18 protein-coding genes are annotated in these 18,541 nt (G+C 37.9%); 4 read left to right on the forward strand and 14 right to left on the reverse strand.

Annotated elements, in window-relative coordinates; translation table 11 throughout:
- Window positions 1-237 precede the first annotated feature (237 nt).
- The 3 genes from HDC90_RS11090 to HDC90_RS11100 all read right to left on the reverse strand — a co-directional run bounded on the left by HDC90_RS11090 (window position 238) and on the right by HDC90_RS11100 (window position 2,353).
- Entirely contained in the window at window positions 238-1,440 is a 1,203-nt protein-coding gene (locus tag HDC90_RS11090; protein WP_184466315.1) for a glycosyltransferase, read from the reverse strand.
- Between the two features lie 21 nt (window positions 1,441-1,461).
- The gene (locus tag HDC90_RS11095; protein WP_184466317.1) at window positions 1,462-2,070 is read right to left on the reverse strand and encodes a ribonuclease HII; all 609 of its coding nucleotides are present in this window, start codon (window positions 2,068-2,070) and stop codon (window positions 1,462-1,464) included.
- A 109-nt stretch (window positions 2,071-2,179) separates the two neighbouring features.
- The gene (locus tag HDC90_RS11100) at window positions 2,180-2,353 is read right to left on the reverse strand and encodes a hypothetical protein (protein ID WP_184466319.1); all 174 of its coding nucleotides are present in this window, start codon (window positions 2,351-2,353) and stop codon (window positions 2,180-2,182) included.
- 20 nt (window positions 2,354-2,373) lie between these two features.
- Here HDC90_RS11100 and HDC90_RS11105 point away from each other — a divergent pair, with 20 nt between their 5' ends.
- The 4 genes from HDC90_RS11105 (at window position 2,374) to HDC90_RS11120 (ending at window position 4,542) form a co-directional block, all read left to right on the forward strand.
- Window positions 2,374-2,847, forward strand: coding sequence for a hypothetical protein (locus HDC90_RS11105; RefSeq protein ID WP_184466321.1), 474 nt, complete (start codon window positions 2,374-2,376; stop codon window positions 2,845-2,847).
- 9 nt (window positions 2,848-2,856) lie between these two features.
- Window positions 2,857-3,195 carry a TfoX/Sxy family protein gene (locus HDC90_RS11110; protein ID WP_184466323.1) on the forward strand — a complete coding sequence of 113 codons (339 nt, stop codon included), beginning with the start codon at window positions 2,857-2,859 and terminating at the stop codon, window positions 3,193-3,195.
- A 90-nt stretch (window positions 3,196-3,285) separates the two neighbouring features.
- Entirely contained in the window at window positions 3,286-3,915 is a 630-nt protein-coding gene (locus HDC90_RS11115) for a prealbumin-like fold domain-containing protein (RefSeq protein WP_184466325.1), read from the forward strand.
- A gap of 96 nt (window positions 3,916-4,011) precedes the next feature.
- Window positions 4,012-4,542 (forward strand): DUF4251 domain-containing protein, encoded by a 531-nt coding sequence (locus HDC90_RS11120; RefSeq protein WP_184466327.1) that lies wholly within the window; start codon window positions 4,012-4,014, stop codon window positions 4,540-4,542.
- Window positions 4,543-4,929: 387 nt separating this feature from the next.
- Here the strand turns inward: HDC90_RS11120 and HDC90_RS11125 are convergent, their stop codons facing one another.
- The 11 genes from HDC90_RS11125 to HDC90_RS11175 all read right to left on the reverse strand — a co-directional run bounded on the left by HDC90_RS11125 (window position 4,930) and on the right by HDC90_RS11175 (window position 18,447).
- Window positions 4,930-6,012, reverse strand: coding sequence for a glutaminyl-peptide cyclotransferase (locus HDC90_RS11125; protein ID WP_184466329.1), 1,083 nt, complete (start codon window positions 6,010-6,012; stop codon window positions 4,930-4,932).
- A complete protein-coding gene (locus HDC90_RS11130; protein ID WP_184466331.1) occupies window positions 5,990-6,355 on the reverse strand; it encodes a YraN family protein in 366 nt (121 codons plus the stop codon). The genes HDC90_RS11125 and HDC90_RS11130 overlap by 23 nt, the downstream gene beginning before the upstream one ends.
- 43 nt (window positions 6,356-6,398) lie before the next feature.
- The gene (dnaG, locus tag HDC90_RS11135) at window positions 6,399-8,378 is read right to left on the reverse strand and encodes a DNA primase (RefSeq protein WP_184466333.1); all 1,980 of its coding nucleotides are present in this window, start codon (window positions 8,376-8,378) and stop codon (window positions 6,399-6,401) included.
- Window positions 8,379-8,524: 146 nt separating this feature from the next.
- Window positions 8,525-9,184 (reverse strand): SGNH/GDSL hydrolase family protein, encoded by a 660-nt coding sequence (locus HDC90_RS11140; RefSeq protein WP_184466335.1) that lies wholly within the window; start codon window positions 9,182-9,184, stop codon window positions 8,525-8,527.
- 18 nt (window positions 9,185-9,202) lie between these two features.
- The gene (locus HDC90_RS11145) at window positions 9,203-10,771 is read right to left on the reverse strand and encodes a serine hydrolase (protein ID WP_184466337.1); all 1,569 of its coding nucleotides are present in this window, start codon (window positions 10,769-10,771) and stop codon (window positions 9,203-9,205) included.
- A 59-nt stretch (window positions 10,772-10,830) separates the two neighbouring features.
- Window positions 10,831-11,772 carry a hypothetical protein gene (locus HDC90_RS11150; RefSeq protein WP_184466339.1) on the reverse strand — a complete coding sequence of 314 codons (942 nt, stop codon included), beginning with the start codon at window positions 11,770-11,772 and terminating at the stop codon, window positions 10,831-10,833.
- Window positions 11,773-11,879: 107 nt separating this feature from the next.
- Window positions 11,880-13,064 (reverse strand): M20 family metallopeptidase, encoded by a 1,185-nt coding sequence (locus HDC90_RS11155; RefSeq protein WP_184466341.1) that lies wholly within the window; start codon window positions 13,062-13,064, stop codon window positions 11,880-11,882.
- Entirely contained in the window at window positions 13,051-13,494 is a 444-nt protein-coding gene (locus HDC90_RS11160; protein WP_255497610.1) for an SPOR domain-containing protein, read from the reverse strand. Before HDC90_RS11160 ends, HDC90_RS11155 begins: the two co-directional genes overlap by 14 nt.
- A gap of 443 nt (window positions 13,495-13,937) precedes the next feature.
- On the reverse strand, window positions 13,938-14,315 hold the full coding sequence (locus HDC90_RS11165; RefSeq protein WP_184466345.1) for a PEGA domain-containing protein: 378 nt from the start codon (window positions 14,313-14,315) through the stop codon (window positions 13,938-13,940).
- Window positions 14,316-14,532: 217 nt separating this feature from the next.
- Complete coding sequence (locus tag HDC90_RS11170) at window positions 14,533-18,009, reverse strand: preprotein translocase subunit SecA (RefSeq protein ID WP_184466347.1); 3,477 nt, start codon at window positions 18,007-18,009, stop codon at window positions 14,533-14,535.
- A 138-nt stretch (window positions 18,010-18,147) separates the two neighbouring features.
- Window positions 18,148-18,447, reverse strand: a complete 300-nt coding sequence (locus HDC90_RS11175; protein ID WP_184466349.1) for a hypothetical protein — start codon at window positions 18,445-18,447, stop codon at window positions 18,148-18,150.
- Between the last annotated feature and the right edge of the window lie 94 nt (window positions 18,448-18,541).

Genomic DNA, 18,541 nt, shown 5'->3' on the forward strand with positions numbered 1-18,541 from the left:
TCCTGCGGACACCCCTCTGAAAGAGGGGAATTACATATCCCAAAAGACCAATAATTAAATGTCATTTATATCGATTTTTATACAATAAATTACCCCTCAGGGTGATGTCTCTTTGCGATTCATTCCTTAACTTAATGATATTGGGATAACGCTTCAATCGGGGATAATGGCTTGCGGGCTAGCGTTGACAACTTTCATTCTTGATGCCTATTAAAGTTGTCAACTCAATAAATTCACCTACGCGCTCACCAATTCTTCGTAAATCTTTAACATTTTACTGGAGATTAAATGTACACCATGATCATTTTCGACTGTCTTGCGAGCATTCTCTCCTATTTCTACCCAACGTTTAGGATTAATGATACATTGTAAAATAGACCGGTAAAATTCATCTGCAGAATCGGCAATTAAAATATCATGTCCGTGCCTGCAATTGATTCCCTCTGCCGCCGTAGTGGTTGCAATAATGCATTTTTTCATGGCCATACCTTCAATAATTTTTACGCGCATTCCGGTGCCAGAAATTAATGGCACAATCATTATTGCTTTAGAATTCATAAATTCTACGGCATCAAAAACTTCTCCCTCTACAATCAGGTTTTCAGAATCGTACTCGAAGAAATGTTTCTGCATATTTTTTCCGGCGATATAAAATCGGAGATCTTTATTCAGCTTTTCGATATCAGGCCAGATATCATCCAAAAACCATTCTAATCCCTCCTGATTTGGCCGCCAGTCCATTGCACCCAAATGAAAAAGTGTAGGAAAACTGGTTTTGGTTTTATCTACCTTATATTTTTCCAGATCGATGGCAACAGGAAAAACCGACATTGGAATTTCGCAGCCAAACATTAATATGCTTTGGCGGTCGGGCTCACTAATGGCAAAAATATGGTGGAAACGGTTAATCTGATCGGTTTCATATGCTTTAAGCCGCTGGGCTAAAAAAGCTAAATACTTACGCCGAATGAGAAACTTTTCTGAATGAGAAAGACGTTCCCAAAGGGTAAATTCTATATTATGTGCCCGGTAAATCAGCTTGGCATTGCTGTTTGCCTTAACCACATCCAGATAAGGAACAACAAAAAGCCCCTCAAATTGAATAATATCGAACGCATTTTCTCGTAAGAGATTTTCTAACTGTCGGGCAGCATCTTCGCTATAATACCTGGAAACATTGTACGATTCGTTGGTGAAAATATTAAAAAATGCCGACCATATATTTACGTCGGTATCTAAATCGCAGGTATGGTATTTTATCTGTTCAAAAATAGGATCGTAGACGTCTTCCATATCGATCCGCCCTTTGGTTGGGTTAAGGCTAAACAAAGTAATATCTGCACCAAGTTGCAGCAAACCTTTTATGGTATTATAAACCACGATAGGATAACCACTATTTGGCGGAAAGGGAACCCGCTTAGTAATCAACAGTATTTTCACAATGTTGTAAAATACGAAATTTTAGGTGCTTTTTGAAAACAGTTCTAATTGGGGATCGCTCACATTAAAAGTTTTGCGATGAAAAGGCGATAGCCCGATTTCAACTACAGCTTTACGGTGTGCAATTGTTGGGTATCCTTTATTCTGTTGCCAATTGTAGTGTGGATAATCGACGTGTAAGTTAGTCATATATTCATCTCGATGGGTTTTGGCCAATATAGAAGCCGCAGCAATATTTAAATATTTACCATCGCCCTTAACAATACAGCTGTGTGGAATTTGCGGATAGGTTTTGAAACGGTTGCCATCAATCACCAGGTATTGTGGCTGAGTCTGCAATTTTTCGATTGCTCTATGCATGGCCAGAAATGATGCATTTAGAATATTAATGCGATCGATTTCTTCATGATCACAAGAGGCTACTGCCCAAGCGAGAGCCTCCCGCTCAATAATTGGCCTCAACAAGGCCCTTTGTTCATGCGACAGTTGTTTGGAGTCATTTAAACCTTCTAGTACAAAACCTTTTGGCAATATTACTGCCGCGGCAAAAACAGGCCCCGCGAGGCAACCTCTTCCAGCTTCATCACACCCGGCCTCTAATAATTCTTCCTGATAGCAGTTTAACAACATGTTGCAAATTTACTGAAATAGAGATAGTAGGGAAATTATTTTGTTCAACATCTTTTAAACATTAATTTTAAGAATAAAGGACTTGTAATGCATAGAATTAAATTAACTCTTATCTTTTGCCTGTTTTGCCTCTTTGGTTTCGCTCAGCAGAAAAAAAAAGGTAAAATACCATCTCCTCCGTTGGCTCCCCCATCAGCTGCAGATTACGACGTCTTAGAAAAAAGAATGGCTTGTTTGTATCGAAATAAATATCAACCTGCGGAGCGGTTAAAATTTTTTCCATTTAACCAATACAAGAAGGTAATGTTGATTTCTTTTGAGCCTCCAGATATAAGTGCGGATATTATGATCACTGATAACATCGAAGCAAAAGTTAAAGCACCTTTTAAAGCAGAAGTTCATCAACCCCTATTGGCAAAACATCAGAAATTAGATCCCGCAAGGTTAAAAGAAAAAAAGATTTTATCAGCTTTAGAACTAAACAAACTGACCAATGTGCTGTATAATTTTGGTTCTACCTCTACCGAGCCTTATAAAGGCTTACTTTTACCAGCAGATGAAGGATATCGTTGTTATAACCCAAGAAATGCGATTGTGTTTTTAAATGAAAAGGGAATTATAGGCGAATATATTGAGATCTGTTTTGAGTGTCACCGAAACGAAGTAAGCTCGGAGGAGATTAAGATGGGAGAATTTTGTAATGAAAAGTACAAGCTGATAAAAGAATACTTTTATGCCAGGGGAATTAAGTACGGAACAGGCAAAAATGTCGATTAATTTTAGACTATGAAATATAACGAAACCTTAGCCCTTCGCGTTGCCGAACGTTTAATGCATATACAAGATATAGAGGAAAAAGAAATGTTCAGCGGGCTTGTTTTTATGGTTAATGGTAAGATGTGCCTTGGTGTTTCCAAAAATAGCATGATGGTAAGGCTCGATCCCAATACTTTAGAAAATTTATCCGATAAAGATGGCTGGCAACAGATGGTTATGGGTGGCAGACCAATGAAGGGTTATATCTCGGTATCAGAAGATGTTTTAGGCCGAAACGATGAGCTCGATTTTTGGGTTAACCTCGCCCTGGCCTTTAACCCCTTTGCCAAGGCATCTAAAAAGAAATAATCAGAAACACAATCTATTGCCCCACTCCTCATTCAAAAACTAGCAAGAGCCATATTTTTTGATTAATTTTATATTGACTAATCAAATATTATGAAAAAACAGGCTTTTATAGCGGTATTTCTACTATGTATTTCATTTACCATTCTTGCTCAGGTTAAAAGAAGCAGTACATCAACAGAAACTAAAGAAAATACACAGCAATTAAGAACTCAGGCACCGGAAGGGCATTATTGCGATTATTGTAAACTAAATTATCCCGAATCGCACTTCCCTTGCATCATGAAATCCATTAAAGGTAAACTAGATGTAACTACTGGCGAAGTAAGTTTTTTGGCCGGGCAACCTATTGGCGGAATTGTAGTAAAAGGTGGTAAAAACCCCGGAGACAACACCATTACATTAATAACCAACCAAAATGGGGAAATAGAGTTTAACAATGCGAGTGCAGGGAATTATAAATTTATCATTTTAGTACCATCTACCAATCCTAAATCGCGGGTAGCGGGATCACCAATCGGTGGAATAGTTGTTAAAGGCGGTAAAAATCCTGGTGGAAATTTAATCACATTAATTACAAACGAAAATGGTGAAATAGAGCTGAATAACCTGCCTGTGGGCACGTATAAATTCACCGCAATGGGAGCATCCGCAACGGAGAAAACTAATCCGTTATACAAATCAAGTTATTCTGAAAAGGTAAATCCTTTATATAAAAACTAAAATCGTTAAATTTACGCTACCTTCCATTTTTGGCACTATTATGGAATCTTTCAAGTCTGTGCATCTTTAAATTGTTACACATTTAAAACACACATTATGAAACGTTTAAATTTAATATTGAGCCTGGCATTTCTTTCGCTCGGATTTCAATCTTTTGCCCAAACCAATAAAGAAACTACAGTGAAAATTGTAGCGGATAAAAACTATACTTTTGTTGCCAACTCAGCTGTACCAATGTCAAACAATGATGTTAACAGGGTACTAGCAATGATGCCAGGCGGCCAGGGAGGCTCTACAATAAACCTAACAGGATCGCAATATGATGTAAAGGTTACCAAAGATAGTATTGTTGCTTATCTACCTTATTTTGGAAGGTCTTTTTCTGCCCCGATGGATCCGACACAAGGGGGGATTAAGTTTACCTCAAAAGATTTCACGTATACGGAATCGAAGAATAAAAAAGGATTGTACACCATCCAGATTAATACAAAGGATGTAAAAAGAGAAAACTATCGGTTTACCATCAATATCTCTACCAATGGTTATGCATCTTTGACGGCTAGCAGTGTAAATAAACAACCCATTATTTTTAACGGTTATTTAGATGAGCCGAAGAAACAAGATTAAAATTTGTCATCCTAAGGGATAATTTATTTTATAAAAATCAATATGAGTGACGTTTTTCACTCTACGGCGCAGTCATGCCTCGGCTCGCCGCCGCCGAACGGCTCTTTCTTTTTGGCATTAAAAAGAAACAAAAAATGCCGGCTGAATTTTTTTTTTCAAAGCCAGTGTCACGGCTAGAACAATGCAGTCCGAAAAATTTGTTAGGCCGGGCTTAAGTGAAACGGAGATGCCGTGCTGTGGCCTAGCGGGGCGGAAATGCAGGCACCGAGATAATACATTAAACATTAATGAGTTACTAAGTAACGTCAATGGTAGCCTGTCGAAGGACCTGTTTAAATTTATATTAAGGCATTTCGACAGGCTCAATCTGACATATCAATAATTAAATTATTTCTTCACCAGCTCGATCTGAAAAATGTGTGGCCATTTCTTGCCAGCTACAAAAAGCCTTTTACCTGCCTTATCGTAAGCAATGCCGTTTAGCACATTATTGGCTTTTTCATCTTCGGTTTTAAAATAATCGGCGGGTAATAATCCTGATAAATCGATCTTACTTTCTACAGCACCTGTTTCCGGGTTGATGATCAGGATTTCATTTGTTGTATATACATTGGCATAAATTTTACCATCAATAATTTCAAGTTCATTCAGGTTTTGAATTGGGCTTTTATTATCAAAAACATCAATCGAACCAATTTTTTGATAGGTATCTTTATTCAGAAAAAAGATCGTATTCGAACCATCGGTATTCAATACCTTCTCTCCATCAAAAGCCAAGCCCCAGCCTTCTCTACCGGTGGTATAAGAAAACTCAGATAATTTCTTGAAAGTTGCCTTATCATAAACAAAACCTACTTTTTCGCGATAAGTTAACTGAATAATCTTGTTTCCGATCACAGTTATACCCTCTCCGAAATACTGTTTATCTAAATCTGCTTTCTGAAGGACTTTCCCTGTTGACGGATCTACTTTCCGCAAGCTCGAATGGCCGTAATCGCCAGCACTTTCGTAGAAAAAGCCATCGTGATATTCTAAACCCTCTACATACGAAGAAGTATCGTGGGGTAAACTTTTAATCACTTTATAAGTATATTCAGTGGGTGCCTGAGCCGCTAACACATTGATATTTGAAGTGATATCTTCTGATTTTCCTTCACCAAATATTTTAGCAGTTAACAGGTGGTTACCTAATTTTAACCCCCCGGTTTTAAGTTTAAGAGCCGAAGTATCGGTTTTTGAAGCAACTTTGACGGTATCGATCAAATACACTACAGAATCTACTTTCTGTTCAGCGCCAAACTGCACTTTAACATCAAATTCGTTTCCCGATGGCACATTAAGACCAGTCATTGGGGAAAGAAAGCTACGATAAGTTGTAGTAGAACTGTCTTTACAAGAACTAACTAATGCAAGCGCAATTCCGATAAATATGAAATTTTTAATGGGGTTAATCTTCAGGCCAAAACGCATCTTCTATATGGTTTAAATTATAATCTTTATTTTTTGTAAATGTAATGGCAATAATATCAAAACGGATATCATTTTGATGGTTCATTATTTCAATATAGGCATTAGCTGCCAATTCCATCTGATTTTGTTTTGCTTTGTGCACAAATTCTTCTGGTTCTCCAAAAGCAATGGAACTACGGGATTTAACTTCTACAAAAACTATAATGCCGTTTTTATAAACAATTAAATCTACCTCAGCCTTACCATGCGTCCAGTTTTCATCTAAAACCTCGTATCCCTTATCTTCTAAATACTGTTTGGCTATTCGTTCACCTTCCCTACCTAACTCATTGTGAAGCGCCATATATGATTAATATTTTCATGTTAGTTCTTTGAGTGAAGTTAATTTACTTAACAATCACAGAACCTAAAAACTTAGAAATTTCCCTTTCAACTCCTTTAATTACCCCATAACGTTGCATTAAAATCATTTGATTATCCTCGTTCTTTTCCTCTTTAATTTCTTTCAACAAGTTCATCAGTATCTTTTCGACTTTCCGTTTTTTAAGGTGGAAAATCCCCCCTAAAATAGTCGCTTTTAAATTCATTGATTCATCTTTAACGTAGATAAGATGTTTATTTAGCCAGTTTTCGCTTAACGCATATTCTGAGGTGGAAAGTGTAATGGCCAAATCGGCAATATCTCTGTCCTCATGTTTAACAAAGTGATTTGAGGTAGGCAATCTGCCGTTATCGATCTCTGATTTATAATAGTCGATAATTCTTTTGCAAAGTGGGTCATCAAATTCTACATCGCTCAGGTTCTGCATAATAAAAGAGCCAATGTACATATCGTCAATTTTATCCCAGTTTACAAACTCGTGCCCAAAGGCCAATAATAAACGTACAATTTCTTTTTCCTGATGCTCATTTTCTTCTACAGGCGCTTCATTACCCATTGGCCCTGCGCTGTCATCCCATAAATCATCTGGCGGGCCAAGCGGCTCGGGCGGACCTGAAGAGTACGATTTCGCACCTGGCGAAGGGTTTGCCCTTTGGTTATTATCAAAGCTTTTTTTAAGCTTTGCCGAACGCATTTTATTTAATTCACTCAGTAAAATGTGCTCATCAATTTCGAGCAGGCTACTGCACTCTCTGATAAAAACTGAAGCCTTAATCGGATCAGGAATTTTAGCAATACTCTCTACAATATCTCTGATAATGCCTGCTCTTTTGATCGGATCATTGCCTGCATCTTTAAGCAATACATTCGCCTTGTATAAAATAAAGTCTTTTCTGTTTTGTTCCAGGTAAGTTTTAAATGCTCCTGCGCCCACGTGGTGCATATAAGAATCAGGATCATGACCATCAGGAAAGGAAACGATTTTCACATTCAGGCCCTCTTCCAAGATCATATCCAAACCACGGAGCGAAGCTTTAATACCTGCAGCGTCGCCATCAAATAGAATGGTAATATTCTGGGTAAAACGCCCGATCAGTTTAATCTGCTCTACGGTTAACGAAGTACCTGAAGAGGCTACTACATTTTCTATACCGGCCTGGTGCACCGAAAGCACATCTGCATAACCTTCGGCTAAGTAACAGTTATCTAAATCGCGGATCGCTTTTTTGGCATGGAATAAACCATATAGGACATTCGACTTGTGGTAAATTTCACTTTCAGGCGAGTTTACGTACTTCGGAACATTTTTATCGGTTTTTAGCGTTCTACCGCCAAAACCAATAATCCTACCGGTAAAGTTATGGATCGGGAACATTACCCGACCGCGGAAACGATCGTAAATTTTATTGTTATCGTTTTTGATCGATAATCCAGTGGCTTCTAGAAATTCTAATTTATGCCCGGCGTTAATTGCGCTTTGCGTCATCGCATCCCACACATCTGGAGAATAACCCACCTCGAATTTCTTTAGGATATCTTCTCTAAAACCACGTTCTTTAAAATAGCTAAGACCTATGCCTCTACCCTCTTCTGTTTCCCAAAGCTGTTTTACAAAAAATGTAGCAGCATATTGCGAAACTACGTAAAGGCTTTCTTTAGCACTTTGCGCCTCTGCATCCTGTGGGCTGAGTTCGGTTTCCTCAACTTCAATATTGTATTTATTGGCTAAAAATTTAAGTGCTTCGGGATATGAATATTTTTCATGATCCATAATAAACCGCACTGAATCGCCCCCTTTACCGCAGCCAAAACATTTGTAAATGCCCTTGGTTACGGATACATGAAAGGAAGGTGTTTTTTCGCCATGGAAAGGACAATTGCCAATTAAACTGGTTCCGCGTTTTTTTAAGTGCACAAAATCCCCAACTACCTCCTCAATACGGGCGGTATCCATTATCTTATCTATCGTTTCGCGGTTTATCATACTTGTTATTGTCCGTCATTGCGAGGAGGCACGACGAAGCAATCTTTTTTGCTATTGTTTATTTTCAACCTATTATGCATGATTGGAAAGATTGCTCCACTCCATCACTCAGCAGCCTTTCCTTCAGTTCGCAATGACGAGCCTACTTACTTCACTAAAGGTAATAACTGATCGGCTACCAATTTATTACCAGTTTCGTTCAAGTGTACTCTATCAACGGTTAAAATACCTTTTTCTTTATCTTCTGGATTATTTTTCTCCTCATATTCGGCAAAAATTTTCCTTAAATCGCATACGGGAAGATTATTTTTTGTAGCTAATGTTCTAATCCCTTCAGCATATTTATTCAAATCAGCATCCAACTCATTGGTGCCGTCTTTTTTCTCGCCAACAACCGATGGGGTAACCAATACCACCTTACTGCCCACACCTTGTATTTTATTAATCAAGGCCTGGTAAAACTTTAAATATTTATCATAATCGGTTCCGGTATGAGAAGATTGTTTATGCCATACATCGTTAATGCCCACATAAATCACCACTAGATCTGGTTTCTTATTCAGCACGTCGTCTTCTAAACGCAGGTATAAATCATAAACCTTGTTGCCGCCTATCCCAGCACCTATTACATCATATTTAGTAGAATCGAGCGATTTTTTGATCAGGGTTACATATCCGTTTTTTGAAACGCCCTGTTGGGTAATCGAATCGCCGAAGAAGATAATCCGTTTTGGTTTAAATGTCATTGATGTTAATGCAATTAAGCAAAAGCTTAGTAAAATACTCGTTTTTATTAATTTGTTCATCTTGTATAATTGGTTAGGTTATTTTTTATCTGCCTTTTTAAAATCAAGATCCTGAAAATCGAAACTAAAATCGGTTAACGGCGAAATCGCACTGATTTTAAATCCATCAGCTAAAGCATTATTATCTAAATTAAAATTAACAAAAGCATCGGCATCCAAACTTCTATCATACCATTTTACAATAAAGGTATTTCCTTTGTAGTAAGTCATGTCTCCTTTTAATTTTGGTGCATTCTTAGCCTGAAAATGCATCTTGCCGTTCACCTCGCTAATGGTTACATCGCCAAACCAGGCATCGTGGAAAGTACCATAATAATTTTTAGCATCTGGCTTAGTCACTGCTAATTTTTCTTGGGTTGCAATATCGTTCCAAACTTTGCTTATCATTTCATCGGCTTGTTTTTCGTTCCTGATCCTGTTATCATTATAGGTTTTAATCCGATCCTGTCCTTTAATTCCGAGATAACCATCTTTGATCGAATTGGTAATGGCATTAAAAGCAGCGCCAGACTGCTGGTTGGTTAATACAATAATACCCAATTTCATTTCGGGAAGAATAGTTACCTGCGTTACGATTCCGGATAGACCGCCCGTATGCGTAGCCTGAAAATTGCCGTTTACATTACTCAAAAACCAACCTAATCCATAACTACTAAAAGCCGCCGGATTACCACCTGCAATAATGGTCTGTGGGGTCCAAAGTTCTCTTGCTACAGCAGGGCTGAATAATTTCTTTTCTAATGCTTCTCCATATTTCCCACCATTGATCATCGTCATTACCCATTTACTCATATCGGTTACATTCGAGTAAATCCCGCCAGCCGCGTTGGCAATCTCTCCAAAGCTTAAACCTACCGGAAGCAGTTTCCCTTGGTAAGGTGCATGGCCATCAATTACATTCGATTTGTCTTTTAAGCGGTACCATGAAGCTGCCGTTTTCGTCATGCCCAGTGGTTTAATAATCCTGCTTTCTATAAAATCTTCATAGGTTATACCTGAAACTCTTGCCACTACATCACCAGCAACAATATACATCAGGTTATCGTAGTCGTACTTGGTACGGAAAGACGAAACTGGCTTCAAATAGCGGAGATTATGGATCAGTTGCTTTTTATCAACGGTCGAAGAATCTGGCCAGATCATTAAATCACCAGCCCCTAAACCTAAACCACTGCGGTGCGTGAGCAGATCGCGGATAGTAAATTCGCTGGTTACATAGGCATCGTACATTTTAAACTCTGGAATTACATCAGTAACTTTAGTATCCCAGGTAATTTTCTTTTCATCAACCAGCATGCCCAAAGCAGCGGCTGTAAAAGCTTTTGTATTTGAAGCCACGCCAAAAAGGGTATTCTCATCAACCTTTTTATTTGTTTTGATGGAACTTACGCCATAACCTTTTAAATGGATAATTTTTCCGTCTTTGATTACAGAAACTGCAATACCAGGAACGTTAAAGGTGCTTAATGTTTTTTCTACAACGCTGTCAATCTGTTTTGAAGTGAGTACCTGAGCACGTAAATTAATGCCCAACAACAATAATAAAACAAATGATATTTTAAATTTCAACGAAGAAAAGAGTTGCATGTTTATCGGTTTAAATAATCGTTTAAAGATAATAAATCTTTTAGGCGATAGTCAAATCCTTATTTGCCCTTTTCGAGTTTATAATCTTTATGTATGATTAAAAAACTTGCCCTTTCTTCTTTTTTGAAAGGATAATCCCAGTTACCCTGATAAGTAATTTTGGTTGGCAATTTATCTTCCCCGAAATAACCCATTTCTATATTCATCTGCACATCAAAATCAAATAGCATATTGCTGTACTTCATATCAACATAACGGCCAAGAATATTGAAATTCCGTTTATCGAAAATGGTAACCAGTTCTTTTATCATGATGCCATCTTTTGTCCAGCTACTTAAATCAGGCTTAACTGAAACCTTGAAACGATAAACCGGAATAGAATCGAGATAAGTACCACTGGTGAAGCCATAATCATAATATTGGCGCATATTGGCTGAAAATATTTCAGTTTTACTACCAATAAAAGGCACTTTCACCGGACGGCCAGGATTAAATATTAATGTTTTAAGTTTGTCTTTATAACTTTCGTTTGTTCCGCCCTTTCCATCAGGCTTGGGTGCATTGGGTACAAAATCAGTACTATAAGCGTTCATAAAAATGTAATCGAACATTTCTACTGTATAAAGCTGATATTTTCCATTTTTCTTATAAATTTTCCCCGTATCCTGTTTTACCAAATACTCCATTTTATAAGGACCACTATTATTGTGGCGGATTTTACGGTAAATTTTCCCATCAACTTTGTTTTTTTTATCGTAACTGTAAATCCTGTTTTCGGCAATAAAAGTATAACGTTTCATATCCCTGAACGACTGATAAAAGGAAGTATCGTACATCACCTTTCTGATAAATGTTTCTACATTCAACTTTTCGGCCTTAATATTTACTGCCGAATCGAGCGTAATGGTTTTAACTGTATCAGGATTAAAACGGTTGATTTCCTGTGCAAAACCTTTATAGAAGAGCGACGTAAACAGTATATAGAAAAATATTTTTTTCATGGAAGGTAAATGTAAAAGGTAAAATGAAAGAAGAATGATGGGGAATGTGTTACGGAAGATGGGAAATTTAACTCCTTCATCCATTCCACATCCTCCATTTTACATCTTTAGTTTCCCAGTTGTTTTAAAGCAATGTAAGCCATTAACCCTGTTGATATTTTCAAAGCATCTTCATCAATATCAAATTTTGGTGTATGAACAGAATATTGTGTGTCTTTTGCTGCGTTCCCAGTACCTAAACGATAAAAACAGGCATCTGTTACCTGAGAGTAGAAAGAAAAATCTTCAGCGGCCATCCAGATATCTAAATCAACCACATTTTCTTTACCCAAAAACTCTTCAGCGAAGGTTCTTGCATTTGCCGTTAGTTTTTCTTCGTTAATTAGAAACGGATAACCTCTATGGATATCAAAATCACAGCTTCCGCCCATGCTTTCGGCAATACCTTCTGCCATTTTTTTCATGCGTTTGTGCGCTTCGTCTCTCCAGTTTTCATCTAAGGTTCTAAATGTACCTTCAATTTTCACCTCGTTCGGGATAATATTGGTTGCACCATTCGCAGTCACTTTACCAAAAGACAGAACCGATGGAATACGTGGATCTGCATTGCGACTTACAATCTGTTGCAATGCAATAATGATATGTGAAGCGATTAAAACGGGATCGATATTTTGATGCGGTTGGGCACCATGGCCGCCCTTTCCGGTTACGGTAACATAAAGTTCGTCTGTCGAGGCCATATAAATACCCAAACGAAAACCTACTTTACCGGCATCAATTAATGGCATTACATGCTGGCCAACAATATGATGCGGTTTTGGATTTTCGAGTACACCTTCTTTGATCATAATGCTCGCTCCACCTGGCAGAAGTTCTTCAGCAGGCTGAAAAATCAATTTAATGGTCCCGCCGAAATCATCTTTCATTTGATTTAGGATATGTGCTGTTCCTAAAAGCGATGAAGTATGCACATCATGTCCGCAGGCATGCATTACGCCATGATTTTTGGAACGATAGGGTTTGTCGTTTGCTTCGTGAATAGGTAAAGCATCCATATCGGCACGTAAGGCAATAACTTTATCAGATGGTTGGTTGCCCTTAATTAAACCTACCACACCTGTATTGGCACAGTCGGTATATTCAATTCCCCATTTTTTTAATTTATCCTTAATGAACAATGAAGTTTCGAATTCTTTGAAAGATAATTCAGGATTGGCATGGATATGTTGACGATAGCCTACAACATCATTAAAAATATTATTGGCTAATTCTTGGATTTTATTTTTGATCATTACTTGTTGTGGTATCTAAATTTGGTGCATTAATTTTCTCCCTAAAAATAAACAATGTAGGGAAGTTTGGTCTGAGTTCGTTGATGAGGCGTTGTGCTTCTAAACGTGTTCTAAAATCGCCAACGCGAACGTAATAGTTGGGTTCTTTATAAACGAGATAAGTATTTAATTTAGGATAAAGACCTTTAAACCTGGCCTGTTCACTAAAAACTTCGCGCCGATCTGAGCCATAAAAAATCTGCACCCGGTAACCATAGGCCGAAACAATCGGTTTACCAGGTTTTATCTCGCCAGAAGTTTTATAAACCTGCAACCGTTTGGCAATTAAACTATCAATTAAAGGATCTTTTATAACGGTTACCTCTCCTTTTTGCGCAAAAGCATTGGAAAAAAGGAACAAACAGCATATAAAAGTTAGTATTGTTTTCATGTGTACAAACCCCTGCATTTAGTGAGCAGATGAATAAAATATCATCTCATTTCTTCTTAACAACAAGAATGCCGAAATCGTTACAAAAATCGGCATTCTTTATGGGTTAAGCAAATAGTTTAGTATGTAGGTATTTAATACGATCGCCATGCTGAATTTATTTTACAAGTAGAAGTCATGTTTTCAATTGTCCTGTAGCTACTATGTGGTTAGCATCTTTCTGCAAAATTGACCCTGAACTAAATTCAGGGTGACGACATGGAATATTAAAACAACACAGACTATTCCTTGGCAAACACCTATCTCGTAAGATTATTTTTTTAGCCACTATTTAATTTCATACTTTCATTATCTGCGGATGTTAAGACTCAAGAATGTCAATATAAAAACCCAGGCTCCTTTTTGAAACCTGGGTTTTAAGAATTATTTCCAGCAAGTTATGATTAATTCGCCTTCTTAGGTTCTAACGTAAATTCGTAAACTTTTGGATCATATTTCATCATTGCTCCTGTAGCGACATCAACAATAAAACCTGGAATAAACAAGAAATTTACGACAGATACGGCATTAAATGTGGATTGGGGCTGAAATGTTTTGGTTTCATAGCCATCAAGCTTCAAACTGATGGTTTGTCCGGTAAATCCCTTTTTTAGTGGTACAGCCATCGGTGTAACACCTGTTTTAACACCATCTACTTCGATAGTAGCGGCAGGAGGATTGGAATTGATCTGAACGGTTTGTTTTGTACCTGTAAAAATAGTGGCGCAGCTTGATAGCAGCAGTGTCGCTGAAACAGCGGCAATGTTAAAAATTCTTTTCATTTGTGTGTGTGTGTTTCCTACTCTTATGGCCTTTCGGTTACGCCCCGTTTTTGATGGTTGCTGGACTCCATTTTTAAGTTTATTAGTCATTAAGAAATTGCCTACCAATTTCAAATTGACTGTCCATAAATATAACTGTTAATTTGAGAATTAAAAATTTAGTTACAAAAAAAGCCTCAACAAATGTTGAGGCTTAGTAAAGCATTATATATCTTGATTATAAATTAGCACCGTGGCAGTTTTTGTACTTTTTGCCGCTACCGCATGGGCAGGGTTCGTTTCTGCCAACAGTTGCTTCCTTACGGATTGGCTGTTGTGGAACGGCCTCACGCGTATCGCCAAACTCAATACCTGGTTCTTCTCTGCCAAACTCTTGTTTAGTAGTTTGCAATTTTGGCTGTTTTACCGGAGCTGGCGCTTCCCTTACCTGATCTGGCTCTTGCTGAACCGGGATACCGCCTTTATATAAGAAACTTACTACTTCTTTATTTACTGCATTAAGCATGTTTTTAAACAAGTTAAAAGCTTCCATTTTATAAATTACCAACGGATCTTTCTGCTCGTAAACCGCATTTTGTACCGATTGTTTCAAATCGTCCATTTCGCGTAAATGCTCTTTCCAGCTATCATCTATCAAAGCTAAAACAATAGTTTTTTCGAATGAACGAACTACTTCTTTTCCTTTATTATCGATTGCTTTCTTTAAATCAACTGCTACCTGGATACCACGGATACCATCGGTAAACGGAACCACAATCTGTTCGATGTGCTCGCCACGTTCCTGGTAAACCTGTGTTAAAACGGGCAATGATTGCTGAATAATCGCTTCAGATTTACGTGCATAAAATGCTTCTGCTTCTTCAAATAACCTTTCAGTTAACTGAGGGATACTGGTTGAAGAAAATTCTTTTTCTGTAATATCCGTATCTAAAGAGAAGTTTTTAATTACTTCCAGTTTGAAACCATCGTAATTTCCTTCTTGTTTATATTCGCTTACGATATCTTCAGCAACATCGAAAACCATATTGTTCATATCTACATCTAAACGTTCGCCAAATAAAGCGTTTTTACGTTTAGCATAAATTACGGTACGTTGTGAGTTCATCACATCATCGTACTCCAATAAACGTTTACGGATACCAAAGTTGTTTTCTTCTACTTTCTTCTGTGCACGCTCGATAGATTTGGTAATCATGGAGTGCTGGATCACTTCACCGTCTTCGATACCCATACGCACCATGATACCAGAGATACGCTCTGAACCAAATAAACGCATTAAGTTATCTTCCAATGAAACAAAGAACTGTGAAGAACCTGGATCACCCTGACGACCAGCACGACCACGCAACTGCCTGTCTACACGACGGGATTCGTGACGCTCAGTACCTACGATAGCTAAACCACCAGCTTCTTTAACACCTGCACCTAATTTAATATCGGTACCACGACCAGCCATGTTGGTTGCAATGGTTACGGTTCCTGCCTGACCAGCTTCGGCAACAATATCTGCCTCTTTCTGGTGCATTTTCGCATTTAATACATTGTGTTTAATACCACGGAGTTTAAGCATACGGCTTAACAACTCTGAAATCTCTACAGAAGTGGTACCCACCAATACCGGACGGCCAGCTTTCGGCTCCAATTGCCCTGTTTCAGGGTTAACAGCAGGAATCAAACCACCTTTGGCATCTAATTTAGGTACGGGTCTGCCAGTTTGATCATATTTAATAACTGGTTTTCCATCTTTCTGTTTTACGTTGCCCTCTTTATCGGTTTCGTACTCAGTCTCGTAATGAGAATATGGGAAAACCAGGTATTGTATCTCTGCTGCAACGGCATTATATTTTTCACGAACTGTACGATAAACGTAATCCTGCTCGTCAATCCTCGAAATATTTCTGTTGGTAGGAATTTCAACTACATCTAATTTATAGATCGACCAAAACTCGCCAGCTTCTGTTGTTGCTGTACCCGTCATACCGCAAAGTTTGTGGTACATACGGAAATAGTTCTGTAAAGTTACAGTTGCATAAGTTTGGGTAGCATCTTCAACCTTTACATTTTCTTTAGCCTCAATGGCCTGATGTAAACCATCAGAGTAACGGCGACCATCCATAATACGGCCTGTTTGCTCATCAACAATTTTAATCTTTCCTTCATCAATGATGTACTCTACATCAATTTCGAATAAGGTATAAGCTTTTAATAATTGGTTAACCGAGTGGATACGTTCTGCTTTAACAGAATAATCGCGCATTAAAGCGTCTTTTTGAATCACCTTTTCTTCTAAAGGCAGATCTGATTTCTCTAATTCTGCTACTTCGGTACCAACATCTGGCAATACGAAGAAATGCGGATCTTCGCCTGATTGGGTAATCAATTCGATACCTTTTTCAGTCAATTCAACCTGGTTATTTTTCTCATCGATATAGAAATACAGTTCTGAATCTACCTTTGGCATATTCTTAGATTGATCTGCCATATAGTGGTTTTCGGTTTTTAATAACAAACCACGTACACCACTTTCACTTAAAAACTTAATTAAAGCTTTATTTTTTGGCAAACCACGGTAAGCGCGTAATAAGGCTAAGCCACCTTCACCTTCTTCAGTTCCACTATTACCTGCATTGATTAATTTCTTTGCTTCGTTTAATGCTTGTGTTACATAAGCTTTCTGTGCATTTACTAAACGTTCGATACGTGGTTTTAATTCATAAAACTCATGTTCATCACCACGTGGAATTGGCCCAGAAATAATCAAAGGCGTACGGGCATCATCAATCAAAACAGAATCGACCTCATCTACCATTGCAAAATGCAGCTTGCGTTGTACCAATTGATCAGGTGTCTGCGACATATTGTCACGCAGGTAATCAAATCCGAACTCATTATTGGTTCCGTAAGTAATATCTGCGGCATAAGCTTTTCTTCTTTCTTCAGAGTTCGGCTCGTGTTTATCAATACAATCAACAGTTAAGCCATGAAACTCGAATAATGGACCATTCCATTCACTATCACGACGAGCCAGGTAATCATTCACCGTAACGATATGTACACCTTGTCCGGCCAATGCATTTAAATAAGCCGGCAATGTACTTACCAGGGTTTTACCCTCACCGGTTGCCATTTCGGCAATTTTACCACTGTGCAATACAATACCACCAATCAACTGTACATCGTAATGTACCATATTCCAAGCCACTTCTGTTCCGGCAGCATCCCATTTATTGGCCCATTGCGCCTTATCGCCAACAATTTTAACGTTGTTTTTTCTTGCGGCGTAATCTCTATCAAACTGGGTCGCGGTAACCTCTAAATAATCGTTTTCGCTTAAACGGCGTGAAGTTTCTTTAATTACAGCAAATGCTTCAGGAAGGATTTCCAAAAGTACTTTTTCCAATTCTGTATCGCGGTCTTTACCTAAGGCATCAACCTGATCATAAATCGCTGTTTTTTGGTGAAGATCTAAATCTTCGCTCTCTGCTTCAGCCTTTAGTGCTGAAATTTTCTCATCAATAGCGGTTAAAAAACTAGAAATCTTGTCTTTAAATTCTGTGGTCTTACCACGTAACTCATCGTTGCTAAGCGCAGATAGTTTACTGTAGTGTTCGTTAATTTTAACAACCAATGGCTGAATAGCCTTTATATCTCTTTCTGATTTACTTCCGAAAATCTTCGCTAAAAATCCTAACATTATAATATTTTAAATCGTATTTATTATTAAAAAATGGTGTGTTACAACAACCAAGCCATTGTCTTTCTTAAGTCAGTTTGGCAGTTGTTGATATAAATGGGGCATAAAATCTTCTAAAAAGATCTTTCCGAAAAAAATTTAGGGACTGTTGTTCTTCGGTTTTTTCCTGATGGTTAAATCAGCAATCACCTGATTTACACTCACATATTTTGCAACTTTTAATGGGGCTTGGGTTCCGATTAAAGCTAAAGTGGTGTATGATAATAAATAAGGGTTACGGTCTTCGTTTAGTTGGACCGAGGCTTTGCCACTTGCATTAACGCTAATATTATGCTCATTGCAATATTCGTTTAATATCCTTAGCCCTTCAACGCGTTCGGCTTTTGCCAAATGTGTTAAGCTAAAAAATACAAGCGATATGGTAACGAGGTGTTTCATGAATTGCGGCAAAGCTAGTTTTAATCTTTTATAAAAAGAAATTACTTCATTGCAAAAAGCATACCTCAATCTTCCTGTCGTTCTGAACGTAGTG

The sequence above is a fragment of the Pedobacter sp. AK013 genome (assembly GCF_014205835.1).
Lineage (GTDB): Bacteria > Bacteroidota > Bacteroidia > Sphingobacteriales > Sphingobacteriaceae > Pedobacter.